The organism is Zoogloea sp. (assembly GCF_041911615.1).
Lineage (GTDB): Bacteria > Pseudomonadota > Gammaproteobacteria > Burkholderiales > Rhodocyclaceae > Zoogloea.
The window spans coordinates 1-23,261 of the sequence record NZ_JAYROR010000144.1; the positions used below are offsets into that span (position 1 = coordinate 1).

Sequence of the window (23,261 nt, forward strand, 5' to 3'; positions counted from 1 at the left end):
GAAGGGGCGACCAGTGACAGAACTGGCCGGTCCACAGCCGCCACAGCTCGCCTTGGGCGAGGGCGTCGCGGCGCCATTCGACATCGTCGCCGGGCAGCGCGCCGCCGATGGCGACGAGGGCTCCGAGCGCCGCGAGCAGCGGGCGTTCAGCCGCCATGGCGACGTCGCCATGCGGCCAGGGCGGCCGCGGCGCCCAGCAGTCCGAGGCCGCCGGCATCCGCGGCACCGCCCCCGCTGTAGCCGGGTTTGTTCACCACCTTGGCCACCTGTTCCTCCTTCACCCGCAGCTTGAAGGCTTCCAGTTGCGCGTCGAGCTGCGGGAGCAGGCTGTCGATGGCCTGTCGATAGCCTTCGGTGCGGGCTTCGCGGGAGGCTTCGCCGAACTTCACCAGCGGCGAGCTGCCGCGGATCTGGCTGGTGCCCGGGGCGCGGAACAGGAGCTGGCGGCTCTTCACGTCGAACACCGACGCGTCGACGAGGGTATTGACGTCGTACTGGCTGCCATTGACGAAGTAGCCGCCGACGATGGTCCAGTAAAAGACCGACAGGCGATTGCTGTCGCTGAACTGCAACTGGTCGTAGGAGAGCAGCGCGACGACGTCGACGTTGAACATCCGCGCCACCTGCTGCAGGTTGTCGAAGCCGCCGCGGGGGCGCAGGTAGGGGGTCGGGACGATCTCGATGGCCGAGATGTAGGGCCGGCTCGCGAAGGCATCCTTCACCCGGCGCAGCAGGCGGTCGCGCTCGACTTCGGGCAGGTTGGCCTGGTGCTCGCCGGGCACGAAGGCGATGCCGACCCGCAACGGAAGCTGCAGCTCGGGTGTCGCGGGCTTGAGCGTCGGCGATTCGCCTTTCGGATACAGGTAATCGACGACACTGGCGCGCTGGGTGTGATTGCCCGGATCGAACCAGGTGGCGCAGCCGGTGGCGAGGAGGGCGGCCAGCGCGGCGGCGGCGAGACCGCTGCGATGCGGGAGGTGTCTTGCGTTCATCATGCGTTCTCGGCCAGTTGCTTGAGGGTGACGTAGTCGATCTTGCCGGTGCCCAGCAACGGCAGGGCGTCGAGCAGGACGAGCTTGCGCGGGACGGCGATCTCGGGCCAGCCGCCGTCGCGGGCGGCGGCCTGCAGGCGTTCGCGGGTGAGCGTCGGGTCGGTGGAAAACAGCACGATGGTCTCGCCACGGGCCGGGTCGGGCTGGGTCGAGGCGGCGTGGGCGGCGCCCGCCGACGCGGCGGTGGCCAGCTTCTCCACGGCTTCCAGCGAGACCATCTCGCCGGCGACCTTGGCGAAGCGTTTGACCCGGCCGACGATCTTCACGAAGCCGTCGTCGTCCAGTTCGACCACGTCGCCGGTCTCATACCAGCCTTCGCCTTCCGACGAGGTGGGTGCTTCGAGCACGCCGGGGGCGCCGACGCGCAGATAACCCGACATCAAGTTGGGGCCACTCACGTGCAGCATGCCGCCGCCCGGGATGCCGGGCACCGGCACCAGCCGCGCGGCGATGCCCGGCAGGAACTGGCCGACGGTGCCGCTGCGGAAGGCCATCGGCGTATTGACGGCCAGCACCGGCGCGGTCTCGGTGGCGCCGTAGCCTTCGAAGATGCGGATGCCGAACTTCTCGAACCACAGGTCGCGCACCGAGGTGGAGAGCTTCTCGGCGCCGGCGATCACGTAACGCAGGCGGTAAAAGTCGTAGGGGTGGGCGAACTTGGCGTAGTTGCCGAGGAAGGTGCTGGTGCCTAGCAGTACCGTGCAGTTGCGGTCGTAAGCGAGCTCGGGGATCACCCGGTAGTGCAGCGGCGACGGATACAGGAAGACCTTGGCGCCGCTGAGCACCGGCAGCAGCCCGCCGGCGGTGAGGCCGAACGAGTGGAACAGCGGCAGGGCGTTGAGGATTTTGTCGTCGACGGAGAAATCCACCACCGCACGGATCTGCGCGATGTTGGCGAGCAGCGCCCGGTGCGACAGCACGACCCCCTTCGGCTTTCCTTCGGAGCCGGAGGTAAACAGCACCACTGCGGCGTCTTCCGGCGAGCCGGCGGGCAGCGCGGCGCGGGGGAAGGGCAGCGCCCAGGCCAGCAGCCACAGTTTGTCGGCGAGGGTGAGGCGGTCGCGCAGGTCTTCGAGCCACAGGACGCGCACACCGTCGAGCGCGGCCAGCTTGTCGCCCAGCTTGGCCTGCTCGACGAAGGCGCGCGAGCTGATCACGGTACGCAGTTGCGCTGCCGTGCACGCCGCCTGCATGCCGTCGATTCCGGCGGTGTAGTTGAGCATCGCCACTGCGCGCCGGTGGGCGGTGAGCCCGAAGATCAGGCCGAGTGTCGGCGCGAGGTTGGGCAGCAGCAGACCGACCCGCTCGTCCGGCACGCTCTCGCGGGCGACGACGCGACCGAGGGCCAGCGCCATCTTGAGCAGGTCGCGATAGGTGTACTCGATCTGCTTTAGGTCTTCGACCAGCGTGTGGCCGGGGCCGTGGATCGCCGCGGCGTCCCGCAGCGCCTCGAACAGCGTCTGGGTCGGCCGGGTGGCGAAGATCATGTCCTGCATCAGTCGCCGCATGGCCTCACCGGCCTTGCGGCGACGCTGGCGGGCAGTCGAGGCGACGGGCATCGAAATCGCGGTGGTCGGACGCAGGAACAGGCTGATCTGCGGCAGAAGCTTGCGTGGAACGTGGGCGGCAAGGCGCGAGAAATAGCTGCGCGAGGCGCCGTCGATGCGCACCGGCAGAATCGTCGCGCCGGTCTTGGCGGCAACGAAAGCGGGGCCGTCGTAGGTCTTCATCAGGCTGCCGGTGGTGGTGATGCGGCCTTCCGGGAAGATCACGACAGGTCTACCTTCTTCTATAAGACGTATGACCTTTTTCATCGCCATCGGACTGGTGGGATCGACCGCGAGGTAATCCACCAAGCTCAGCAGCAATCTGAACAGCGGGTTGCGCGCCACCCCGGTGTGAACCACGAACACCGGGTCGAGGGGCAGGAACAGCCCGAGCAGCAGGCCGTCGAGGAAGGACTCGTGGTTGGCCACTACCAGCAGGCGTTCGTGGGTTGCCGGCAGCGCGCCTTCGACGCGAACCCGGAACAGAAGGGCGGCGATCTGCCGCAACAGGGCTTTGATGAGTGAGCGCATGAGAGGGTCAGAGGTCGGTGGCCAGGTAGCTGACGACCTTGCCGAAAGCGTCCTGGAGGAAAGTCTTGTTCACGTGAAAGTAGATCTCCTTGCCTTCGCGCTCGGCGATGAGCACGCCGGCTTCCCGCAGCACCTTGAGGTGGTGGGAGACGGTCGAACGCGCCAGCGTCGAGACATCGGCGATCTGACCGACGTTGAGGCGTTCGCCAGGTTCGAAGGTGAGCAGGATGCGTTGTCGATGCTCGTCGCCCAGTGCGGCGAAGATCGTCGAAATGTCACGCCAGGTTTCGGGGATTGCCCGTGAGTAGTCCTTGTTCATGTCGATGATGATCGATATGTTTATCGTATCTGTCAACCCGGGGGATCGCGATGACCGGTGTTTTCGCCTTCCCGCACGCTTGCTGCGCCGCCGCAGTAATTGACTTTGTCACGGTTAACCCCTAGAATTCGCACGTTTTTCGTACGGCGGACGGCGCAACACCCGGCGTGCCACGCAGAGAGCCATGTTCAAAGCGGTATTCCTGCAGATAGGCGCGACAATTCTGGCGACAATGATCGCTGGAGCGATTACAGGGGTGCGCGGTGCGTTGTCGGCGGCGTTGGGAGGCGCAGCCTGTGTTCTTCCCAATTTGCTTTTCGCCCTGCGCCTCTACGCGGTATCCAAGCGTCCGGCTGCGTCGTACCCGCTTGAGTTTTTTGTTGGCGAGTTCTTTAAGATCGCGTCAACCGTAGGATTGTTGGCGACCGTTCCGCTCGTGTATCCAGACGTCCATTGGTTGGCGATGGTGATCGGGTCGATCGTTGCGCTGAAGGCGAATTTATTTGCATTTTTGGTGAAGACCTGACCATGAGCACTGGCCACGAAGCACACGCACCCACAGCTGGCGAATACATCGTCCACCACCTGACCCACCTCAACTCCACCGGTCACGCGCAAACCGCGATCATCGACTGGAGCGTGTGGAACCTCGACACCCTCTTCTTCTCGATCGGTCTCGGCATCGTCACGCTGCTGATCCTGATCAAGTGCGCCAGCAAGGCCACTTCCGGTGTTCCTGGGCGTTTCCAGGCCGCCATCGAAATCCTCGTCGAGATGGTTGCCGACCAAGCCAAGGGTATCGTGCATAGCGCCGAGTCCCGCAAGTTCGTTGCACCTGTCGCCCTCACGGTGTTCTTCTGGATCTTCCTGATGAACTCCATGGACTTCCTGCCGGTCGATCTGCTTCCCAAGATCTGGGCGCTCATCTCCGGCAATGAGCATGCCTATCTGCGCGTCGTTCCGACCGCCGACCTCAACGGCACCCTCGGCATGTCCATCGGCGTGCTGCTGATTTGCCTGTACTACAACATCAAGATCAAGGGTATCGGTGGCTGGGTGCATGAACTCTTCACCGCCCCCTTTGGCTCCCATCCGCTGCTGTATCCGGTCAACTTCCTGATGCAGATGATCGAATTCCTGGCCAAGACCGTCTCCCACGGCATGCGACTGTTCGGCAATATGTACGCTGGCGAGCTGGTGTTCATGCTGATCGCCCTGATGGGCGGTACCGCCACCGTCTTCGGCTTCCTGGGTCATGTCGTTGCAGGTTCCATCTGGGCCGTCTTCCACATCCTGATCGTCGCCCTGCAGGCCTTCATCTTCATGATGCTGACCCTGGTGTACATTGGTCAGGCCCACGAAAGCCACTAAGTTTCAGTTTCAAGCAGTCGTTTCGGTTTCTATTTAAATCATCTCAACTAAAGGAGTAGTCATGGAACACGTTCTCGGTTTTGTTGCTCTGGCCGCCGGTCTGATCATCGGTCTGGGTGCTATCGGTGCCTGTATCGGTATCGGCATCATGGGTAGCAAGTACCTGGAAGCTTCCGCTCGCCAACCCGAGCTGATGAACGCCCTGCAGACCAAGATGTTCCTGCTGGCCGGTCTGATCGACGCCGCGTTCCTGATCGGCGTCGGTATCGCCATGATGTTTGCGTTCGCCAACCCGTTCAAGATCTAAGTTTCGCGGTTCAACCTGACTAAAGGAAGAGTACCGTGAATCTGAACGCAACCCTGGTAGCCCAGCTCGTTGTGTTCTTCATTCTGGCGTGGGTCACGATGAAGTTCGTGTGGCCCCCCATCGTGAAGGCACTCGACGAGCGCGCGAAGAAGATCGCCGACGGGCTGGCGGCTGCGGACAAGGCGAAGAGCGATCTCGCACATGCCGAGAAGAAGGTCGTCGAAGAAATGCGCAAGGCGCGCGAGTCCGCCACGGACGTCCGCGCCGCTGCTGAAAAGCAGGCTGCCGTTTTCCTCGACGAAGCGCGCGCCGAAGCCGCCCGAATCATTGCCCAGGCCCGTGAAGCCGCCGAAGCCGAAGCCGGCGTCGCTGCCCAGCGTGCCAAGGAAGCCCTGCGCGATCAGGTCGCCCAACTGGCTGTCGCCGGTGCCGAGAAGATCCTCCGCAAGGAGATCAATGCTCAGGCCCATGCCGACCTGCTGGCCAACCTGAAACAGGAACTTCAATAAGCCATGGCCGAGAACGTCACCATCGCACGCCCCTATGCTGAAGCAGCCTTTCAGCTCGCTTCCGCGGGCAACGCGCTGGGGCCTTGGTCGGAAGCACTTGATCGGCTGGCGGTCGTCGCCGCCGATCCGCAGATGCGGGATTGCATTGCCGATCCCAAGCTCCAGCCGCAGCAGCTGGCTGGTCTTTTCCTCGATGTCGCCGGTGCCGGACTGACTGCCGAACAGCAGAATTACGTCCGTGTTCTCGTCGACAACGAGCGTTTGCAAGTGCTTCCCGAGATCCGTGACCTGTTCGTTGCCCTCAAGAACGAACACGAAGGTGTCAAGGAGGCCAACATCGCCTCCGCCTTCCCGATGGACGATGCAACGCTGAAAGCGCTGATCGCTGACTTGGAAGCCCGTTTCAAGGCCAAGCTCAACGTGACCGTCAGCGTCGACCCCGAATTGATCGGTGGGGTCAAGATCGCCGTTGGGGATGAAGTCATCGACGCCTCGGTCCGCGGCAAGCTCGCGAACATGGCCGCCGCGCTAAAGAACTAGGAGCATAAGCTATGCAACTTAACCCCTCTGAAATCAGTGACCTGATCAAGAGTCGGATTCAGAACCTGCAACTGTCCGCGAATGCCCGTACCGAAGGTACCGTGGTTTCGGTGACTGACGGTATCTGCCGTATCCACGGCCTGTCCGATGCCATGCAGGGCGAAATGCTGGAATTCCCCGGCAACGTCTTCGGTCTCGCCATGAACCTCGAGCGCGACTCCGTCGGCGCCGTGGTGCTGGGCGAATACGAAGGTATCTCCGAAGGTGATACCGTCAAGTGTACCGGTCGCATTCTGGAAGTCCCGGTCGGCCCCGAGCTGATCGGTCGCGTCGTTAACTCCCTGGGTCAGCCGATCGATGGCAAGGGCCCGATCAACGCCAAACTGTCCGAGCCGATCGAGAAGGTCGCTCCGGGCGTCATCTGGCGTAAGTCGGTGTCCCAGCCGGTGCAGACCGGCCTGAAGTCGGTGGACGCCATGGTCCCCGTCGGTCGTGGCCAGCGCGAGCTGATCATCGGCGACCGTCAGACCGGTAAGACTGCCGTTGCGGTTGATGCGATCATCAACCAAAAGGGCGAAAACATGGTGTGTATCTACGTTGCGGTCGGTCAGAAAGCTTCGACCATCGCGAACGTGGTGCGCAAGCTCGAAGAAAACGGCGCGATGGAATACACCATCGTCGTCGCCGCGACCGCCTCCGAGTCCGCCGCGATGCAGTACATCGCTCCGTACTCCGGTTGCACGATGGGCGAGTACTTCCGCGACCGCGGTCAAGACGCCCTGATCATTTATGACGATCTGACCAAGCAAGCCTGGGCCTACCGTCAGGTTTCCCTGCTGCTGCGTCGTCCGCCTGGCCGTGAAGCCTATCCCGGCGACGTGTTCTACCTGCACTCCCGTCTGCTCGAGCGCGCTGCCCGCGTGTCCGAAGAGTACGTCGAGCAATACACGAAGGGTGAAGTCAAGGGCAAGACCGGTTCGCTGACCGCACTGCCCGTGATCGAAACCCAGGCCGGCGACGTTTCCGCGTTCGTTCCGACCAACGTGATCTCGATTACCGACGGCCAGATCTTCCTGGAAACCGACCTCTTCAACGCTGGTATCCGTCCCGCGATCAACGCCGGTATTTCGGTGTCCCGCGTTGGTGGTGCCGCCCAGACCAAGGTCATCAAGAAGCTCGGCGGCGGTGTCCGTCTGGCTCTCGCCCAGTATCGTGAACTGGCTGCCTTCGCGCAGTTCGCTTCCGATCTGGACGAAGCGACCCGCAAGCAGCTCGAGCGCGGTCGTCTCGTGACCGAACTGATGAAGCAGCCGCAGTACGCGCCGCTCAAGGTCTCGGAAATGGCGATCACGCTGTTCGCGGTCGACAAGGGCTACTTCGACGACGTCGAAGTGAAGCGCGCCCTGGCCTGCGAAGCCGCGATGCACCAGTACGTGAAGACCAAGGCTGCCGATCTCGTCACCAAGATCGAGACGACCAAGGACCTCGACGCCGAAGGCACCAAGCAACTCGCCGCCGTCATCGAAGAGTTCAAGAAGAGCTGGGCTTAACGCGGGCTTACGGAGAGCAATATGGCTAGCGGTAAAGAGATCCGTAACAAGATCAAGAGTGTCCAGAACACTAAGAAGATCACCAAAGCCATGGAGATGGTGGCAGCTTCGAAGATGCGGAAGGCTCAAGACCGCATGCGGGCTGCCCGTCCCTACGCCGAGAAGATCCGCCGTCTCGCCGCGAATTTGTCTGCTGCCAACATCACCGACTACAAGCATCCGTTCCTGATCAAGAAGAACGATGTCAAGCGTGTGGGGCTGATCGTCGTCACGACCGACAAGGGTCTGTGCGGCGGCCTCAACACCAACACCTTGCGTGTCGGGTTGAATGCGCTCAAGAATTGGGAAAGCAGTGGTGTCACCGACATGCGTGTGACCGCCATCGGCAACAAGGGGCTCGGTTTCATGCAGCGCCTTGGTGCCAAGGTGGTGTCGCATGTCACCCAGCTCGGGGATACCCCCCACCTGGAAAAGCTGATCGGGCCGGTGAAGGTCATGATCGACGCGTTCCAGAATGGCGAGCTGGACGAGGTGCACATTGTTTATTCCCGCTTCATCAACACGATGAAGCAGGAACCCCAGCTTGAGCAGCTTCTCCCGCTGACCGGCGAGCGTCTCGGTACCCCGGAAGGGAACTGGGACTACCTCTACGAGCCGGATGCGCAGGTGGTGATCGACGAACTCCTGGTGCGCTACGTCGAAGCGCTGGTGTACCAGGCAGTCGCCGAGAACATGGCATCCGAACAGAGTGCCCGGATGGTGGCGATGAAGGCAGCCTCCGACAACGCAGGTAACGTGATTGGCGAACTGCAGCTGGTCTATAACAAGACCCGCCAGGCCGCGATCACGAAGGAACTGTCTGAAATTGTCGGCGGCGCAGCCGCGGTGTAACGGTTTAACAAGTTTGGGGAAACGACGATGAGTCAAGGAACGATCGTTCAATGCATCGGCGCCGTGGTGGATGTGCAGTTCCCGCGCGACGCGATGCCCAAGGTTTACGACGCCCTTACCCTGGAAGGTGCTGAGCTGGTTCTCGAAGTTCAGCAGCAGCTGGGTGATGGCGTGGTTCGTACCATTGCGCTGGGGTCTTCGGACGGCCTGCGTCGTGGCATGGTAGTTTCGAACACCGGCAAGGGTATTGCAGTGCCGGTTGGTCACGGCACGCTGGGCCGGATCATGGATGTGCTGGGTCGTCCGATCGACGAAGCTGGCCCGATCGAATGTGACGAGCGCCGGGTCATTCACCAGAAGGCTCCGAAGTTCGACGAGCTGTCGCCTTCCGTGGATCTGCTCGAAACCGGTATCAAGGTTATCGATCTGATCTGCCCGTTCGCCAAGGGCGGTAAGGTCGGTCTGTTCGGTGGTGCGGGCGTGGGCAAGACCGTCAACATGATGGAGCTCATCAACAACATCGCCAAGCAGCACAGCGGTCTGTCGGTGTTCGCCGGCGTGGGCGAGCGTACCCGTGAAGGGAACGACTTCTACCACGAAATGAAGGACTCCAACGTTCTCGACAAGGTTGCGATGGTGTTCGGTCAGATGAACGAACCCCCCGGCAACCGTCTGCGTGTGGCGCTGACCGGCCTGACCATGGCCGAGCGCTTCCGTGACGAAGGTCGTGACATCCTGTTCTTCGTGGATAACATCTACCGTTACACCCTGGCCGGTACCGAAGTGTCCGCGCTGCTGGGTCGTATGCCGTCTGCGGTGGGTTACCAGCCGACGCTGGCCGAAGAAATGGGCCGTCTGCAGGAACGTATTACCTCCACCAAGGTGGGCTCGATCACCTCCATCCAGGCCGTGTATGTGCCTGCGGATGACTTGACCGACCCGTCGCCTGCCACCACCTTCCTGCACCTCGACTCGACCGTCGTGCTGTCGCGTGACATCGCCGCGCTGGGTATCTACCCGGCCGTGGATCCGCTCGACTCCACCTCCCGTCAGCTCGATCCGCTGGTTGTCGGTGAAGAGCACTACAACACCGCTCGCGGCGTTCAGCAGACCCTTCAGCGTTACAAGGAACTGCGCGACATCATCGCGATTCTGGGTATGGACGAACTGGCTCCGGAAGACAAGCTGCTTGTCGCCCGCGCCCGTAAGATCCAGCGTTTTCTGTCCCAGCCGTTCTTCGTGGCGGAAGTGTTTACCGGCTCGCCCGGCAAATACGTCCCGCTGAAGGAGACCATCAAGGGCTTCAAGACGATTCTCAGCGGTGAAGTGGATCACCTGCCCGAGCAGGCCTTCTACATGGTCGGCCCGATCGAAGAAGTCTTCGAAAAAGCGAAGACCCTCTGATCAATGCGACCATCGCCCGGCGGCGCTCTGACGAGACCGCCGGTTTGAGGAGGAAATAGCTATGGCAATGACCATTCACGTCGATATCGTCAGTGCGGAAGAGCAGATCTTCTCCGGTCTGGCCGAGTTCGTGGCGCTCCCTGGCGAAGCGGGCGAGCTGGGCATCCTGCCCGGTCACATGCCGCTGATGACCCGCGTCAAACCGGGTGCCGTACGCGTCAAGGTCCAGAATCAGTCCGAAGAAGAACTGATTTTCGTGGCCGGCGGTTTGCTCGAAGTTCAGCCGAACCTGGTTACCGTGTTGGCGGACACCGCCATCCGGGGCAAGGATCTGGACGAAGCCAAGGCGCTGGAAGCCAAGCGTCTGGCCGAGGAAGCCTTGCAGAACCAGGGTTCTGCCCTGGAGTATGCCAAGGCCCAGTCCGAGCTGGCGTCCGCTCTGGCTCAGATCGCTGCGATCAACCGCCTGAAGAAGCGCGGTCACTGATAGCGACGAAACGCAGTCAGCAAAAAAGCCAACCTTTCGAGGTTGGCTTTTTTGTTTCTGGACGCCGTCCGAACGGGCTTAGCGAGTGTCCAGCTTGGACAGGCGTTTTTCGAGGCGGGCCAGATCGTCGCGCAGGCCGCTGATCGAGCGGGATAGATCGTCCAGGGCGTTTCGTTTGACGACCAGGGGCTGCTCCTCGCCGAAATATTCGGCAAGATTCTCAACGACGTTGCGGGCCGTTTGACGGTGCCAGGTGGCCACAGCGCGTGCGGTGCCGACAGCGCGATGGGCGGCGATGTCGCCGATTAATCGCGCCAGTGCTTCCTCGCCGTCCCAGCGGAGTTGCCGTAACACGAAGCCGAGAGCATCGGCGAAATCTGCGTTACCGCTGATGCGGATGTCGGCCATCAGCGCATCGGTACCGCCGATGGCTTTGGGCAGTGACCCCAGCGGGAGCTCGAGGGTCACGTCGGGATCTGGGGTAGCGGCTTCGGTGAAGCTGCCTTCGTTGTCGATGCCAAGGCCGAGTTCCAGGGGCGGCAGGCGAAACACCGCGGTGCGTCCGGCAAAGGGCGCCAGGCGCTCCCGAGCCCACGGCGCATCCACGAGCAGGTGGTTGAGGCCGGCGATGGCGGATGAGGCAAGCATTGCGGATCCTGCAGCGAATCGGTGAGTGAATGTCAGAGCTTGTAGCCGCGATGCAGCGCGACGACACCGGCGGTCATGTTGAAGTACTCGACGCGGGCGAGGCCGGCCTGTTCCATCAGGCTCTTCAACGATTCCTGGTCGGGGTGCATGCGAATGCTCTCGGCGAGATAGCGGTAGCTGTCGGCGTCGTGGGCGACCTTTTCACCCATCAGCGGCAGCAGCTTGAAGGAGTAGAAATCGTAGGCGGGCGCGAGGGGCTTCCAGACCTTCGAGAATTCGAGCACCAGCAGGCGTCCGCCGGGCTTGAGCACGCGGCGCATTTCGGCAATCGCAGCGTCCTTGTGGGTCATGTTGCGCAGGCCGAACGCCACCGTGACCACGTCGAAGTGATTGTCGGGGAAGGGCAGCTTCTCGGCGTCGCACTGGGCGACGGGCAGCAGGAAGCCCTTGTCCACCACCCGGTCGCGGCCGACCGACAGCATGGCGTGGTTGATGTCGGTGAGCCACACTTGCCCGGTGGGGCCGACCTTCCTGGCGAAGGCGAGGGAGAGGTCGGCGGTGCCGCCCGCCACGTCCAGCACGCGGTCACCGGCGCGCACGCCGGCGATCTGCACGGTGAAGGCTTTCCAGAGTCGGTGCAGACCGAAGGACATGAGATCGTTCATCACGTCGTAGCTGCTGGCGACGGACGAAAACACGCCGCGGACCTTGCTCGCCTTTTCGGATTCGGCAACCTGCTGGAAGCCGAAATGGGTGGTCTTGTCGTTCATGATCGGATCGGAAATCGGTTGTTCAGTGGTGGTGGCCACAGCCACCGGTCTTCGGAGCGGGCGCCGCCAGATCAGCCGGATCGCGGCTGCCGCCTTCGGTTTCGAGGCGTAGCAGGTAGGTTTGCCACAGTGCGTCGTGGCGCTCGCCCAGGTCGTAGAGGTAGTCCCAGGAATACAGTCCACTGTCGTGGCCATCCGAGAAGATCGGGCGGACGGCGTAGTTGCCGACGGGTTCGATGCGCGTGATGTCCACATCGCGCTTACCGAGCTGCAGGACTTCCTGCCCTTCGCCGTGGCCGCGGACTTCAGCGGACGGTGAATGGACCCGCAGGAATTCGTACGTGAATTCGAAGCGCTGGCCGTCGTCGAAGGCGACTTCCATGATGCGCGAACGTTGGTGAAGCTTGATCTCGGTGGGAACGGGATCGTCCTTGCGAAGGCCGGCCATGCGGGTTTCCGTCGTCTGGTGTTCAACCTCCCAATGATACTCGAAGGCGGCCGCTCCGCCCGTGCGGGTGCCGTGCCCGAACGCGTTGCAGGCAGATGACCTGTCATCAAAGGGTAAAATAGCTGCAATACACTGCCGGCGTTTTGTGACCCCTGCCGAGGTTTTGATGCCTGCCACGATCCTCCTCGTCGAAGACGAGCCCGCCATTCAGGAACTGATTGCCGCCAACCTGATGCGCGCCGGCCACCACGTGGTGCGGGCCGGGGATGCGGAAACGGCCCAGCGCATCGTCCGCGATGCCTTGCCGGACCTGATCCTCCTCGACTGGATGCTGCCCGGCATGTCGGGCGTGGAGTTCGCCCGCCGCCTGCGCGCCGAGGAGCGTACCCGCAGCATCCCGCTGATCATGCTGACCGCCCGCGGCGAGGAGCAGGACAAGGTGATGGGCCTCGAGGCCGGCGCCGACGATTACATCACCAAGCCGTTCTCGCCTCGCGAGCTGGTCGCGCGGATCAAGGCGGTGCTGCGTCGCCGGGCGCCGGAGACCACCGAGGACCCGGTCGATCTGGGCGGGCTGCGGCTCGATCCGGCGACGCATCGCCTGGCTGCCGGCGGTACCCCGGTGACGCTCGGTCCGACCGAGTTCCGCCTGCTGCATTTCCTGATGACTCATCCGGAGCGCGTGCATTCCCGTGCCCAGTTGCTCGATCAGGTGTGGGGCGACCACGTCTTCGTCGAAGAGCGCACGGTGGACGTGCACATCCGTCGCCTGCGCTGTGCCCTCGAGCCGAGTGGCCACGACGGTCTGGTGCAGACCGTGCGTGGCAGCGGCTACCGCTTCTCCACCCAACAGGAATCCGCCTCGGTGCGCTAGCCGGTGACAGAAGAACTCACCCAGGGGGTGGCCGCGACGCGGCCGATCACGTATATCCAGGCGGCGGTCATCACCGTTCTGGTCGTCTTCGCGATTCTCGCGGGGGCGGTCGCCTTCTTCTTCGGCGTGGTGGCGGGGCTGGTTGTCTTTGTCGGGTTGTTGCTGCTCGCCGGTGTTTACCACGTCAGCAACCTGTTCAAGCTGGTGCGCTGGCTGCGTACGCCGGTCGAGCAATCGGCGCCGCTGCCGCGCGCCTTCGGTCTGTGGGATGACGTCTTCGCCGAGGTGAATCACCGCTCCCGTACCGCGACTCACCGCCAGGAGCGTCTCTCTGCGGCGCTCGACCGCTTTCGCGAAGCCAGCCAGGCAATGCCCCATGGGCTGATGTTCCTGTCCCAGACCAACACCATCGAATGGGTGAATCGCCAGGGCGAGCAGCAGTTCGGCCTCGACCGGGCCCGCGACCAAGGGGCGCCGGTCACCAATATCGTGCGCCAGCCCGATTTCGTGCGCTACCTGAAGGAGGGCGACTACACGGAGCCCCTCACCTTCACCATCGGTCGCCCGGTGGGCCGCACGTTGATGGTCCACGTGGTGCCGTTCAGCGAGGACATGCATCTGCTGATGTCCGAGGACATCACCCAGGGCCAGCGGGTGGAGGCGATGCGGCGCGATTTCGTCGCCAACGTGTCCCACGAGATGCGCACGCCGTTGACGGTCGTCTCGGGTTTTCTCGAGACGGTGATCGATGGCCTGGACGATCTCGAGAAGGACGACATCCGCCACTATCTTGGCCTTGCCGCCGAGCAGGCCGTGCGGATGCAGCGCCTGATCCAGGATCTGCTGACCCTGTCGGCCCTCGAGACCGGCTCGCCGGTGCCCCACGAGGAGCCGGTCGATGTGGCCGCGCTGCTCGAGGAGGTGCGTCAGGAGGCCGAGGTGGTGTCGGCCGGCCGCCACACCATCGATCTTGATTGCCAGACCCGTGCCCATCTTCTGGGCAATCCGAAGGAACTCTACAGCGTGTTCGCCAACCTGGCGATCAACGCAGTGCGCTACACGCCGGCCGGCGGCCATATCCGTATCGGCTGGCGCCGCCGCGGCGCGGTGGTGGATTACAGCGTCGAGGACGACGGCATCGGGATCGCCGCCGAGCACATTCCGCGGCTGACCGAGCGCTTCTACCGGGTCGACCGCGGGCGTTCGCGCGAGACGGGCGGCACCGGCCTCGGACTGGCGATCGTCAAACACGTGCTGAGCCGCCACCAGGGCGATCTGCTGATCGATAGCGAGCCGGGGCGTGGCAGTCGCTTCACGGCGAGTTTTCCCGCGCGGCGCCTGGTGGAATGAGTCCAGCACCAAGTAAAAAGGGGTGAGCATCGGCTCACCCCTTTTTGTTTGGTGGCTGTCGGCCTGGCTTACGCGGCGATGAACTCGTAGGTTGCCTGGTCGAAGTTGGTACCGCGGGCAATCAGGCTGCTCAGGCGGATCTGGCGGGGCTCGCCCTGATGCAGTTCGATCACCCGGTCGGCGTGGAACCAGCCGCCCGGCAGGACCACCGTGGCCGGTGCGCGCATTGCGGCGATCTCGGGCAGCAGGAAAGCCTGGGTGTAGGGTTCATTGGGGCTGGTGTTCAGCCCCGTCGAGCGAACTGCCACCGCCGTCGGCAGGCCGGCGAGCAGGTGGATGCCGGCCATCAGCGTGCCGTCGGGTTCGTACATCAGCCAGCTGACCTGCCCGAGCAGGTACTGGCTGCCGTCGCTCGGCTTGATGCCGACGATCTGGTGGTGCTCGATGCGCTGGCCGGGGTGCTTGCGCTGGACGCGGAAGCCCGAGACCGAGTGGTCGACGGTCTGCCAATCGTCGATGGTGAAGCCGCGGCGCAGGACTTCCGCTTCGGGGTTGATGACGTCGGGCACCTCGTCGTCCACCCGGGCACCGAAGGTGATGACGTTGATGTCGTAGCGGCTGCCCAACGTCTGGCGGCGGTTCGGTGGCGTGAATTCCTTACCCGAAACGAGCAGCCCGATGGCGTCCCAGTCGGTGCAGATCTTGTTGCTGCCCTTCTTGTTGCGGCGTGGGAAGCGGCGACCGGCGGCCGACATGCCCCACGGGCGATACAGCGACACCAGCAGACGGGCGCAGGCGGGTTGCGAGCAGTCGTCGCCCAGGCCCAGCGAGGCCGGCGTGGTGCCCTGCTTGAACTCGGCGAGCATGGCCTTGATCTGGGCCGCCAGCCGGTGGCCGTCGAAGCGGCGCATGCCCGGGCGGGCGCCGATCAGCGCGATCGGCCGCAGGCCGTGATCTTCGGTGAGATCCAGGCCGTAAGCCCGGGCATCGTCTTTTTCCCAGCTGGTCTGCATGATGCAGTAGGGGGCGAAGCGTTGCGCCCAGCGGCAGATCCAGTTCAGCTCGCGCTGGTTGCGGCCGTAGGGGTTGGTGAGATCGACCAGTAGCAGGGCGATGTAGGCTTCGTCGGGGCTTTGCGCCTTCCAGGTGTTGTTGAGGGGGTCGATCACCCGGCTGTGGGTGATGCCGGCCCGTTCGGCCTCGAGGAAGGCGGCGTGGACGGCTTTCCAGGCACCCGGCGGCTCGGCGCGGTGGGCGCGGAAATATTCGATGATGACCTGGCCAAGGTACTGGATGCGGCGCTGGGCCAGCAGCGGCCACTGGGCGCGGAACTCGTCGCTGCCGCTGCCGCTTTCGGAGAGTCGCGCGTAGGCGGTGCTGAGGGCCGTCCACAGGCGCACGACCTGGCGCAGGGTGGCGTCTTCCTGGCTGTCGGGGGGCAGCGGGTGGGCGGCGTAGCGCGACGACATCTCGTTCTGGACGAAGGTGATCGTCTGACGAGCCGATTCGAGGACTTCGAGCTGTTCTTCCGGCCCCAGCGGGCTGGCCAGGAGGCCTTCGAGCATCCGCACCAGGGTGGCGTGGCTTTCGTTGGCGTTGAGCGTGTGCAGGTTGCGCAGAAGCTTGCGGTACTGCTCGACGCTACGCAGGTCGGGATAGTTTTGGGGGCTGTCCGCCATGGAAGGAGTCTCCGGATTCAGCCGGCAAGATGCTCGGCAATGGCGTTGCGCACCGCCAGGGCGAGGCGCGCGTCGTCGACTTCCGGGGCCGGCGAGCTGCCGCCCTTGCGCTGGGCCGCACCCCACACGGGCTGCGGGAAGTGGCGGTCGTCCAGGTAGCGCGGGATGAGGTGCCAGTGCAGGTGCGGCACCACGTTGCCAAAGCTGGCCAGATTGATCTTGTCGGGGCTGAAGCACTCGCGCAGCGCCACTTCGACCGCCATCAGGATGTTGAAGCAATGCCGCTGGTCGGCGGGCGACAGGTCGCTCATCTCGGCGACGTGCTCGTTCCAGATGAGGCGGCAGTAGCCGGGGTAGTCCGGATCGTCGACGCGGATCACGCGGCAACTGGCGTCGCGCCAGAGCACGTTTTCCCGCTCGGGGAAGCACAGGGGGCAGTCTTTCGGGGCGCTTGTCGGCATGGGTGGTTTCGGCCCGGCGTGTTACAAAATATCCGGCGATTCTAGCCCGGATGGATCACAAAAGATCATCGGCGATTCGACGCGATGTTATCTGTTAAAAATGTATTTTTTACCAATGCTGACATTATCGCCTCAAGTCGTTGCCGGTTGGTCGGCCTCGCTGAAGGAAGTCGTCGCCGGGCCGGCATCCACCGGGCTGCCGTCGACGAACAGCAGCAGGGTGCCGGGGGCGATCGGAGTCCAGGCCTCGTTGTCGGTCAGCGGCGTGGTGGCGACCACCGCGACCCGGTCGCCGGGGGTGGTGTGCTCGCTGAAATCGACGGTGATGTCCTGATCCTTGAGGTGCGCGCGGGCAAACGGCGCCTGGCGTACGATGTAGGCGAGCCGCGTGGCGCAATGGGCGAACAGGCAGGTGCCGTTGGAGAGCAGGAAGTTGAATTCGCCGAAGCGGCTGATTTCGGTGGCGACCTCCCGCACCAGCGCGAACAGCGCCTCGCGCGGGGGCTCGCCGTCGGGGAAGCGCTGACGCAGGGTTTCCATCAGATGGCAGAAGGCCAGTTCGGAATCGGTCTGGCCGACCGGGCGGAAGTCGCCGCGCAAGGCCGGGTCGAAGCCCTTGAGGTTCCCATTGTGGGCAAATACCCAGTAGCGCCCCCACAGCTCGCGCTGGAACGGATGGGTGTTCTCGAGATTGACGATGCCCTGCGTCGCCTTGCGGATGTGGGCGATGACGTTGAGGGAGTGGATCGGGTACTGGCGCACCAGTTCGGCGACCTTCGACCCGCTGCTTGCCTGGGGGTCGAGGAACAGGCGCACCCCGCGGCCCTCGAAGAAGGCGATGCCCCAGCCGTCGCCGTGGACGTCGGTGAGGCCGCCGCGGGCCTGGAAGCCGGCGAACGAGAAGCAGATGTCCGTCGGCGTGTTGCAGTTCATTCCGAGAAGCTGGCACATGGAAGAAAAACTCGTCGTTATCGGTTGGGCCTTGACCACGTTGGCGGTGAGACCGGAATTGTGCCTAAATTCCGGATGCCGGCCTGCCGTTAGCGTCGTCAAACCAACGGGTACAGAATGACAAGCCATACCTTAACCGACCAGGCGGCGGAAATCGCTGCCGCGGGTCGCCTGCTTTCAACCGCACGGCGCATCCTTTTCATCACCGGCGCGGGGCTCTCCGCCGATTCCGGCCTGCCCACCTACCGGGGCGTCGGCGGGCTTTACGAAGGCACCCTCACCGACATCGGTCTGCCCATCGAGCAGGCGCTGTCGGGGGCGATGTTCGCGCAGCGGCCCGACATCGCGTGGCGCTACCTGTCGCAGATCGAATCGAGCTGCCGCGGCGCCCATCCCAACGCCGGCCACTACGCCATCGCGCGGCTGGAGGCGCTGCGCGGCGACGTCACGGTGCTCACCCAGAACGTCGACGGCTTTCACCTCGCCGCCGGCTCGCGGGACGTCATCGAGATGCATGGCACGCTGCGCCGCCTGCGCTGCGTCGACTGCGGGCGGGCGCGCCAGGTGGACAACTACGCCGGCCTGACGATTCCGCCCGAATGCCCGCACTGCGGCGGCATCATCCGCCCCGACGTGGTGCTATTCGGCGAGAACCTGCCCGACGCCGCGGTGCATCGCTTCGAACAGGTGATGGCCGCCGGGCCCGGGCTGATCCTCTCGGTGGGCACCGGCAGCTCCTTTCCGTACATCGCCGGGCCGATGCTGTGGGCCATCGAGAACGGCATCCCGACCATCGAGATCAATCCCGGTCACACGCCGATCAGCGAGCGGGTGCGCCACCGTTTCCGGCTGCGCGCCGCCGAGGTGCTGCCGGCCCTGCTCGATGCCGCCGGCTTCAGTCTCGACAGCGGCCGGGACGCCGCCGGCTGAGGTTTCGCCCGCCGCCGCGAGCGCCTAGAATCGGCGCTTTCGTCCCGCCCGCGCCGCCTTGGAACTCAATCGCCTCCTCGCCCAGATCGACGATACGCTGCTCGGCGAGCTGTTCTCGGCCAATGCGCTGACCCGGGCCCGCGGCTATGTCGGACGGGTGCGCCAACTCGAGACCGCCGGCAACCAGCTCCAGGCGCTCGTGCAGGGCACCGAAACCGTGCCCTACCGGGTGTCGGTCAAGGTCGAGCGGCGCGAGTTCTTCGGCAAGACCAGCATCGAACTCACCACCCGCTGCACCTGCCCGGTGGGCAATCGCTGCAAGCACGCCGCCGCGGTGATCCTCGCCGCGCGCCGTCCCGGCGTGGTGGTGGACAAGCCCCGTGCCGAGATCATGGCTTGGGCGCGCACGCTGCGCGAGCGCATCGACAAGGCCACCGCGCCGCGCCGCGCGATGCCCGCCAAGGAAGGCATCTTCTACCTGTGCTCCGCCTGGCAGAGCGGCGACGATGCCGAGTTCAGCCTGCTCAAGGCCCGCCTCGGCCCGGCGGGCGAGCCGGTGGGCGCCATCGGCGACTGGTACAACTACGAGCAGGCGCTGCTCAAGCCGCCGTCCTTCGTGCGCGACGAGGACATGCAGGTGTTCCGCCAACTGCGCGAGACGAGCCGGCGCGGCGGCGGTTACGGTCGTCCGGTGCTGCGTGGCCCGGAGGGCTGCGCGCTGCTCGAGGCCGCGCTCGCCACCGGGCGCACCTGTCTCACCCTCGACGACAGCGGCCGGCTGTCGCCGCTGCGCGCCGCCGCGCCGCGTCCGGGCCGCCTCGAATGGGCGCCGCTGGATGGCGGCCTCAAGGCCCGGCTGGTGGTCGAGCCCGCCGCCCGGCTGGTCATCCGCACCGATCCGCCGATGTACCTGGACGACCAGCGCGGCGAGGCCGGGCGGGTGGCCATCGAGGCCGGCGCGGCGATTGCCGAGGTGCTCGCACTGCCGCCCCTGTCGCCGGTCGAACTGCCGGTGGTGGCCGCCGCCCTGGCCCAGGTCGCGCCCGACCTGCCGGCGCCCCAGGATGCCGCCAGCGCCGCGTTGCCGCGCCTCGATGCCCCGCTGCGCCCGCTGCTCGGCCTGCAGACCCTGCGCTGCTGGAGCTGGCGCAAGCACCGCGGCTACCCGGTCGATTTCGCCGGCAGCGAATACGACGTGGCGATCCCCGTCTTCGCCTACGGCGAGGCGCGCTTCGAGCCCGGCTCGACGATCGACGTGGCAACCCTGCCCGACGGCCGCACGGTCCGCGTCCAGCGCGATCTGGCCGCCGAGGAGGCCGCCTGGCGCAGTTTTCTCGGCGTCGGTTTCCAGCCCGTCAAGCCCGCCTGGCTGGTCACCGCCGGGCCGCGCCCGGAAGGCATCTTCGGCCTCGAGAGCGAAGCCCACTGGACGCACTTCTTCACCGTCGTCGTGGCGCCGCTGCGCGAGGCGGGCTGGCAGATCGACTGCCCGAAGGATTTCCGCCATCGCCTGCTCGTCGCCACCGACTGGCACGTGGACATCGCCGATGCCGACACCGACGAGGGCGAAGGCAGCGGCTGGTTCGAGGTCTCGCTCGGCATCGAGGTCGAGGGCCGCCGGGTCGACCTCGCGCCGATGCTCCACGCCGTCTTCCGCAAGGACGCGCGCTGGCTCGACCGCAAACAGCTCGAAGCCATTCCCGACGAGGCCCGGGTCATCGTGCAGCTCGACGAAGGCGACCGCGTCGCCCTGCCCGCCGGGCGCATCAAGCCCATTGCCCGCACCCTCGTCGACCTCTTCGATTTGCCCTCGGCAACCCTCAAGGTGTCGCGCTTCGACGCGCCGCGCCTGGCCCAGAGCCTCGCCGAAGCCCTCGGCGAGCACTGGCAGGGCGACGCCAAGGCGCGTCTCGACGGCTGGATCGAACGCATCCGCGGCGCCGGTCGCATCGCGCCCGTGGCGGCGCCCGCCGGCTTCGCCCTCGAACTGCGCCCCTACCAGCTCGAAGGCCTGGCCTGGCTGCAGCACCTGCGCGCCCACGGCTTCGGCGGCATCCTCGCCGACGACATGGGTCTCGGCAAGACCGCCCAGACCCTCGCCCACCTGCTTACCGAGAAGCACGCCGGCCGTCTCGACAAGCCCGCTTTGGTGGTGCTGCCCACCTCGCTGGTCTTCAACTGGCAGCGCGAGGCCGAACGCTTCGCCCCGGCGCTTCGCGTGCTCAACCTGCGCGGTGCCGGCCGGGCCGGCAACTTCGAGCGCATTCCCGAGCACGACGTCTGCCTCACCACCTACCCGCTCCTGTGGCGCGACCGCGAATCGCTCGCCGCCCACGCCTACCACGCGCTGATCCTCGACGAAGCCCAGACGGTCAAGAACGCCGCCAGCCAAGCCGCCCAGGTGGTGCGCACCCTGCGGGCCGAGCACCGCCTGTGCCTCACCGGCACGCCGCTCGAAAACCACCTCGGCGAGCTGTGGAGCCAGTTCGATTTCCTGCTGCCGGGTTTTCTCGGCGACGCCAAGGATTTTGCCGCCCGCTGGCGGGCGCCTATCGAGAAGCGCGGTGACACGGTGCGCCGCGACATCCTCGCCCGGCGCATCGCCCCCTTCATCCTGCGCCGCCGCAAGGACGAAGTCGCGACGGAACTGCCGCCCAAAACCATCGTCGTGCGCAGCGTCGAACTCGAAGGCCGCCAGCGCGACCTGTACGAGACCGTGCGCGCCACCATGGACGCGCGCATCCGCGACGAGATCGCCGCCCGCGGCTACGCCCGCAGCCAGATCGTCATCCTCGACGCGCTGCTCAAGCTGCGCCAGGTGTGCTGCGATCCGCGCCTGATCCCCACCGAAGCGGCCGCCAAGGTGAAGGAGCGCGCCAAGCTCGACCTGCTGATGGACATGCTCCCCGGTCTCGTCGAGGAAGGCCGCAAGCTGCTGCTGTTCTCGCAGTTCACCACCATGCTCGGGCTCATCGCCGCCGAGCTCGATGCGCGCAGGATTCCCTACGTGACGCTCACCGGCGACACCGCGGACCGCGAGACGCCGGTGCGGCAGTTCCAGGACGGCCCGGTGCCGGTCTTCCTCATCAGCCTCAAGGCCGGCGGCGTCGGCCTCAACCTCACCGCCGCCGACACGGTGATCCACTACGACCCGTGGTGGAACCCGGCCGTCGAAAACCAGGCCACCGACCGCGCCCACCGTCTCGGCCAGACCAAGGCGGTGTTCGTCTACAAGCTGGTGGTGGCGGGCTCCATCGAAGAGAAGATCCTCGCGCTGCAGGAGAAAAAGGCCGAACTCGCCGCCGGCATCCTCGCCGAGGATCACGAAGGCACGGTGAAATTCGGCGAGGACGACATCAAGGCGCTACTCGCGCCGCTGCCCGAGAAGGGCGCGGCCGACGTGAAGCGGCGCGGCCGGCCGGCAAAGCGCTGATTCGGCGCCACCGGCGCCCGGCCGGCGCGCCGGGCTCAGGCCCTCGTCAAAACCGCCACGTGCCTTCCACGATGTAGGCGTCGCTCACGTGCGCCCCGGTGTGCATGTTCCAGCTGCGTGCCCAGCGCAGCTCGATCTCGCTGTGGTCCGACAGTTCGAAGCTCGGCCCCAGGCGCAGCTTGTGCAGGTCGTGATCCTTGCCGGCGTCGATGGCGCGGTGATAGCGGTAGCCGAGCATCAGTTCGACCGGGCCGATGGCATGGCGGTAGCTGGGTTCCAGGTAGTAATAAACGTACTTCTCGTCGCCTTGCCAGGCGTGGCCGACGAGGCCGCGCAGGACGACGCGGGTCTGGTCGGTGAGCGCGAGATCGTGGCGCAGGCGCAGCCCGAGCTTGCGTTCGATGCTGCGCTCGCCGGTGTCGTTCTCGTGTTCGTGGGCGCCCTCGAACTGCACTTCCACCATGTGAATCCAGCGGTTGTCGAGCCGGAGCCCGGGCACCAGCGTCACGCTACGGCTGTGCCAGGCGTTGCGGGCGCCGTTCTCGAGTTCGTACTCGATGCCGAGCTTGGCCTTGCCGGCGGCGGGGTCGTCGGCCGTCGCCGGGGCCGCGGCGAGCAGCAGGGCGAGGCCGGCGGCCCGGGTTCCGGCCTTCCAACCGTGTTGCAGGGGCGTCATCGGTCTCTCTTCCGGGGCCGTGCGGCCCGCTGCCATGCGAATGCGGCGCCGCGGGCGGGCGCTGCCTGAGCGGCGCATTGTAAGGGGAATGGGGAGCGGCCCGGGGACGTGTCGGGGCCGGCGCGCGCTCAGTGTACGGGCGGCGATCCGTCGTCGTCGGCAGTGTCGTCGGCGGCGGTGACGGGGGGCTCGCCGCAGAGATCGGCGATTCGCGCCTCGCATACGGCAAGATGCGCCGCGTGCACCGCTTCCCGGGCGGCGGTGAGGGCTTCGAGGGCAGCGCGCTCCGCCACCTCGGCGGCCAGCACGGCTTCGTGGGCCTCGGTGATGGCGTCGAAGTCGGGTGCGAGCCGGGCGCGTTGGTCGGGGGGCATCGCCGCGAGCGCGTGATAGAAGTCGACGTCCTCTTGTAGTTGCTTGGCGGTGAGCCGTTTTATGGGCTTGGATCGGGACATGGGGCCTGCGTCCGGTAGCGGTTACGGGGTGCCCGCGGGGGTTCGTGCGGTGCCGGGAAGTTGAAAAAAGACGGCGGC

At 65.4% G+C, this 23,261-nt stretch carries 24 protein-coding genes; 13 read left to right on the forward strand and 11 right to left on the reverse strand.

The window, feature by feature from the left end; translation table 11 throughout:
* Positions 1 to 146: 146 nt before the first annotated feature.
* The 3 genes from rhlP to ACE3P2_RS19220 are packed head-to-tail and all read right to left on the reverse strand — an operon-like array spanning position 147 to position 3,449.
* Complete coding sequence (rhlP, locus tag ACE3P2_RS19210) at positions 147 to 995, reverse strand: rhombotarget lipoprotein (protein ID WP_374267477.1); 849 nt, start codon at positions 993 to 995, stop codon at positions 147 to 149.
* Positions 992 to 3,130, reverse strand: coding sequence for a bifunctional acyl-ACP--phospholipid O-acyltransferase/long-chain-fatty-acid--ACP ligase (gene aas / locus ACE3P2_RS19215; RefSeq protein WP_374267478.1), 2,139 nt, complete (start codon positions 3,128 to 3,130; stop codon positions 992 to 994). The genes rhlP and aas overlap by 4 nt, the downstream gene beginning before the upstream one ends.
* 7 nt (positions 3,131 to 3,137) lie before the next feature.
* Positions 3,138 to 3,449 carry an ArsR/SmtB family transcription factor gene (locus ACE3P2_RS19220; RefSeq protein WP_374267480.1) on the reverse strand — a complete coding sequence of 104 codons (312 nt, stop codon included), beginning with the start codon at positions 3,447 to 3,449 and terminating at the stop codon, positions 3,138 to 3,140.
* 184 nt (positions 3,450 to 3,633) lie between these two features.
* Between ACE3P2_RS19220 and ACE3P2_RS19225 the strand changes: the two genes are divergently transcribed.
* The 9 genes from ACE3P2_RS19225 (at position 3,634) to ACE3P2_RS19265 (ending at position 10,508) form a co-directional block, all read left to right on the forward strand.
* Positions 3,634 to 3,975, forward strand: a complete 342-nt coding sequence (locus ACE3P2_RS19225) for an ATP synthase subunit I (protein ID WP_374267482.1) — start codon at positions 3,634 to 3,636, stop codon at positions 3,973 to 3,975.
* A gap of 2 nt (positions 3,976 to 3,977) precedes the next feature.
* Positions 3,978 to 4,820 carry a F0F1 ATP synthase subunit A gene (gene atpB / locus ACE3P2_RS19230; protein ID WP_374267484.1) on the forward strand — a complete coding sequence of 281 codons (843 nt, stop codon included), beginning with the start codon at positions 3,978 to 3,980 and terminating at the stop codon, positions 4,818 to 4,820.
* A gap of 61 nt (positions 4,821 to 4,881) precedes the next feature.
* Positions 4,882 to 5,127: a F0F1 ATP synthase subunit C gene (gene atpE / locus ACE3P2_RS19235; protein ID WP_079434620.1), complete on the forward strand. Its 246-nt coding sequence runs from the start codon at positions 4,882 to 4,884 to the stop codon at positions 5,125 to 5,127.
* A gap of 35 nt (positions 5,128 to 5,162) precedes the next feature.
* Complete coding sequence (locus ACE3P2_RS19240) at positions 5,163 to 5,636, forward strand: F0F1 ATP synthase subunit B (protein WP_374267486.1); 474 nt, start codon at positions 5,163 to 5,165, stop codon at positions 5,634 to 5,636.
* A 3-nt stretch (positions 5,637 to 5,639) separates the two neighbouring features.
* The gene (locus ACE3P2_RS19245; protein ID WP_374267488.1) at positions 5,640 to 6,176 is read left to right on the forward strand and encodes a F0F1 ATP synthase subunit delta; all 537 of its coding nucleotides are present in this window, start codon (positions 5,640 to 5,642) and stop codon (positions 6,174 to 6,176) included.
* Positions 6,177 to 6,187: 11 nt separating this feature from the next.
* The gene (gene atpA / locus ACE3P2_RS19250) at positions 6,188 to 7,726 is read left to right on the forward strand and encodes a F0F1 ATP synthase subunit alpha (RefSeq protein WP_374267490.1); all 1,539 of its coding nucleotides are present in this window, start codon (positions 6,188 to 6,190) and stop codon (positions 7,724 to 7,726) included.
* Positions 7,727 to 7,747: 21 nt separating this feature from the next.
* Positions 7,748 to 8,617 carry a F0F1 ATP synthase subunit gamma gene (gene atpG, locus ACE3P2_RS19255; protein ID WP_374267492.1) on the forward strand — a complete coding sequence of 290 codons (870 nt, stop codon included), beginning with the start codon at positions 7,748 to 7,750 and terminating at the stop codon, positions 8,615 to 8,617.
* Positions 8,618 to 8,644: 27 nt separating this feature from the next.
* Positions 8,645 to 10,021 (forward strand): F0F1 ATP synthase subunit beta, encoded by a 1,377-nt coding sequence (atpD, locus tag ACE3P2_RS19260; protein WP_374267494.1) that lies wholly within the window; start codon positions 8,645 to 8,647, stop codon positions 10,019 to 10,021.
* A 61-nt stretch (positions 10,022 to 10,082) separates the two neighbouring features.
* The gene (locus tag ACE3P2_RS19265; protein ID WP_374267496.1) at positions 10,083 to 10,508 is read left to right on the forward strand and encodes a F0F1 ATP synthase subunit epsilon; all 426 of its coding nucleotides are present in this window, start codon (positions 10,083 to 10,085) and stop codon (positions 10,506 to 10,508) included.
* Positions 10,509 to 10,586: 78 nt separating this feature from the next.
* Here ACE3P2_RS19265 and ACE3P2_RS19270 read toward each other — a convergent pair whose 3' ends face one another.
* From ACE3P2_RS19270 to ACE3P2_RS19280, 3 genes are read right to left on the reverse strand one after another with little or no spacing between them, the layout of a single operon-like run.
* Positions 10,587 to 11,156 (reverse strand): SCP2 domain-containing protein, encoded by a 570-nt coding sequence (locus ACE3P2_RS19270; protein WP_374267498.1) that lies wholly within the window; start codon positions 11,154 to 11,156, stop codon positions 10,587 to 10,589.
* 32 nt (positions 11,157 to 11,188) lie between these two features.
* Entirely contained in the window at positions 11,189 to 11,926 is a 738-nt protein-coding gene (gene ubiE / locus ACE3P2_RS19275; protein ID WP_374267500.1) for a bifunctional demethylmenaquinone methyltransferase/2-methoxy-6-polyprenyl-1,4-benzoquinol methylase UbiE, read from the reverse strand.
* Between the two features lie 22 nt (positions 11,927 to 11,948).
* Positions 11,949 to 12,374, reverse strand: coding sequence for a gamma-butyrobetaine hydroxylase-like domain-containing protein (locus ACE3P2_RS19280; protein WP_374267502.1), 426 nt, complete (start codon positions 12,372 to 12,374; stop codon positions 11,949 to 11,951).
* 166 nt (positions 12,375 to 12,540) lie between these two features.
* Here ACE3P2_RS19280 and phoB point away from each other — a divergent pair, with 166 nt between their 5' ends.
* Complete coding sequence (phoB, locus tag ACE3P2_RS19285; RefSeq protein WP_374267504.1) at positions 12,541 to 13,248, forward strand: phosphate regulon transcriptional regulator PhoB; 708 nt, start codon at positions 12,541 to 12,543, stop codon at positions 13,246 to 13,248.
* 3 nt (positions 13,249 to 13,251) lie between these two features.
* The gene (phoR, locus tag ACE3P2_RS19290) at positions 13,252 to 14,598 is read left to right on the forward strand and encodes a phosphate regulon sensor histidine kinase PhoR (protein WP_374267506.1); all 1,347 of its coding nucleotides are present in this window, start codon (positions 13,252 to 13,254) and stop codon (positions 14,596 to 14,598) included.
* A 68-nt stretch (positions 14,599 to 14,666) separates the two neighbouring features.
* Here phoR and ACE3P2_RS19295 read toward each other — a convergent pair whose 3' ends face one another.
* The 3 genes from ACE3P2_RS19295 to ACE3P2_RS19305 all read right to left on the reverse strand — a co-directional run bounded on the left by ACE3P2_RS19295 (position 14,667) and on the right by ACE3P2_RS19305 (position 17,689).
* Positions 14,667 to 16,277: a hypothetical protein gene (locus ACE3P2_RS19295; protein ID WP_374267508.1), complete on the reverse strand. Its 1,611-nt coding sequence runs from the start codon at positions 16,275 to 16,277 to the stop codon at positions 14,667 to 14,669.
* Positions 16,278 to 16,294: 17 nt separating this feature from the next.
* Entirely contained in the window at positions 16,295 to 16,738 is a 444-nt protein-coding gene (locus ACE3P2_RS19300) for an HIT family protein (protein ID WP_374267510.1), read from the reverse strand.
* Between the two features lie 132 nt (positions 16,739 to 16,870).
* A complete protein-coding gene (locus tag ACE3P2_RS19305; protein WP_374267512.1) occupies positions 16,871 to 17,689 on the reverse strand; it encodes a class II glutamine amidotransferase in 819 nt (272 codons plus the stop codon).
* Positions 17,690 to 17,806: 117 nt separating this feature from the next.
* Between ACE3P2_RS19305 and ACE3P2_RS19310 the strand changes: the two genes are divergently transcribed.
* Both ACE3P2_RS19310 and ACE3P2_RS19315 read left to right on the forward strand, forming a co-directional pair.
* Positions 17,807 to 18,619 (forward strand): NAD-dependent deacetylase, encoded by an 813-nt coding sequence (locus ACE3P2_RS19310; protein WP_374267514.1) that lies wholly within the window; start codon positions 17,807 to 17,809, stop codon positions 18,617 to 18,619.
* Positions 18,620 to 18,677: 58 nt separating this feature from the next.
* Positions 18,678 to 22,052 carry an SNF2-related protein gene (locus ACE3P2_RS19315; RefSeq protein WP_374267516.1) on the forward strand — a complete coding sequence of 1,125 codons (3,375 nt, stop codon included), beginning with the start codon at positions 18,678 to 18,680 and terminating at the stop codon, positions 22,050 to 22,052.
* 46 nt (positions 22,053 to 22,098) lie between these two features.
* Here the strand turns inward: ACE3P2_RS19315 and ACE3P2_RS19320 are convergent, their stop codons facing one another.
* Both ACE3P2_RS19320 and ACE3P2_RS19325 read right to left on the reverse strand, forming a co-directional pair.
* Positions 22,099 to 22,728, reverse strand: coding sequence for a hypothetical protein (locus tag ACE3P2_RS19320; RefSeq protein ID WP_374267518.1), 630 nt, complete (start codon positions 22,726 to 22,728; stop codon positions 22,099 to 22,101).
* A 128-nt stretch (positions 22,729 to 22,856) separates the two neighbouring features.
* Complete coding sequence (locus ACE3P2_RS19325; protein WP_374267520.1) at positions 22,857 to 23,183, reverse strand: hypothetical protein; 327 nt, start codon at positions 23,181 to 23,183, stop codon at positions 22,857 to 22,859.
* Between the last annotated feature and the right edge of the window lie 78 nt (positions 23,184 to 23,261).

What these genes read in the sequence shown, in the direction of transcription:
- rhlP (WP_374267477.1), bottom strand. Translation starts at nt 995, where the DNA reads ATGATGAACGCAAGACACCTCCCGCATCGCAGCGGTCTCGCCGCCGCC.
- aas (WP_374267478.1), bottom strand. Translation starts at nt 3,130, where the DNA reads ATGCGCTCACTCATCAAAGCCCTGTTGCGGCAGATCGCCGCCCTTCTG.
- ACE3P2_RS19220 (WP_374267480.1), bottom strand. Translation starts at nt 3,449, where the DNA reads ATGAACAAGGACTACTCACGGGCAATCCCCGAAACCTGGCGTGACATT.
- ACE3P2_RS19225 (WP_374267482.1), top strand. Translation starts at nt 3,634, where the DNA reads ATGTTCAAAGCGGTATTCCTGCAGATAGGCGCGACAATTCTGGCGACA.
- atpB (WP_374267484.1), top strand. Translation starts at nt 3,978, where the DNA reads ATGAGCACTGGCCACGAAGCACACGCACCCACAGCTGGCGAATACATC.
- atpE (WP_079434620.1), top strand. Translation starts at nt 4,882, where the DNA reads ATGGAACACGTTCTCGGTTTTGTTGCTCTGGCCGCCGGTCTGATCATC.
- ACE3P2_RS19245 (WP_374267488.1), top strand. Translation starts at nt 5,640, where the DNA reads ATGGCCGAGAACGTCACCATCGCACGCCCCTATGCTGAAGCAGCCTTT.
- atpA (WP_374267490.1), top strand. Translation starts at nt 6,188, where the DNA reads ATGCAACTTAACCCCTCTGAAATCAGTGACCTGATCAAGAGTCGGATT.
- atpG (WP_374267492.1), top strand. Translation starts at nt 7,748, where the DNA reads ATGGCTAGCGGTAAAGAGATCCGTAACAAGATCAAGAGTGTCCAGAAC.
- atpD (WP_374267494.1), top strand. Translation starts at nt 8,645, where the DNA reads ATGAGTCAAGGAACGATCGTTCAATGCATCGGCGCCGTGGTGGATGTG.
- ACE3P2_RS19265 (WP_374267496.1), top strand. Translation starts at nt 10,083, where the DNA reads ATGGCAATGACCATTCACGTCGATATCGTCAGTGCGGAAGAGCAGATC.
- ACE3P2_RS19270 (WP_374267498.1), bottom strand. Translation starts at nt 11,156, where the DNA reads ATGCTTGCCTCATCCGCCATCGCCGGCCTCAACCACCTGCTCGTGGAT.
- ubiE (WP_374267500.1), bottom strand. Translation starts at nt 11,926, where the DNA reads ATGAACGACAAGACCACCCATTTCGGCTTCCAGCAGGTTGCCGAATCC.
- ACE3P2_RS19280 (WP_374267502.1), bottom strand. Translation starts at nt 12,374, where the DNA reads ATGGCCGGCCTTCGCAAGGACGATCCCGTTCCCACCGAGATCAAGCTT.
- phoB (WP_374267504.1), top strand. Translation starts at nt 12,541, where the DNA reads ATGCCTGCCACGATCCTCCTCGTCGAAGACGAGCCCGCCATTCAGGAA.
- ACE3P2_RS19295 (WP_374267508.1), bottom strand. Translation starts at nt 16,277, where the DNA reads ATGGCGGACAGCCCCCAAAACTATCCCGACCTGCGTAGCGTCGAGCAG.
- ACE3P2_RS19300 (WP_374267510.1), bottom strand. Translation starts at nt 16,738, where the DNA reads ATGCCGACAAGCGCCCCGAAAGACTGCCCCCTGTGCTTCCCCGAGCGG.
- ACE3P2_RS19305 (WP_374267512.1), bottom strand. Translation starts at nt 17,689, where the DNA reads ATGTGCCAGCTTCTCGGAATGAACTGCAACACGCCGACGGACATCTGC.
- ACE3P2_RS19310 (WP_374267514.1), top strand. Translation starts at nt 17,807, where the DNA reads ATGACAAGCCATACCTTAACCGACCAGGCGGCGGAAATCGCTGCCGCG.
- ACE3P2_RS19320 (WP_374267518.1), bottom strand. Translation starts at nt 22,728, where the DNA reads ATGACGCCCCTGCAACACGGTTGGAAGGCCGGAACCCGGGCCGCCGGC.
- ACE3P2_RS19325 (WP_374267520.1), bottom strand. Translation starts at nt 23,183, where the DNA reads ATGTCCCGATCCAAGCCCATAAAACGGCTCACCGCCAAGCAACTACAA.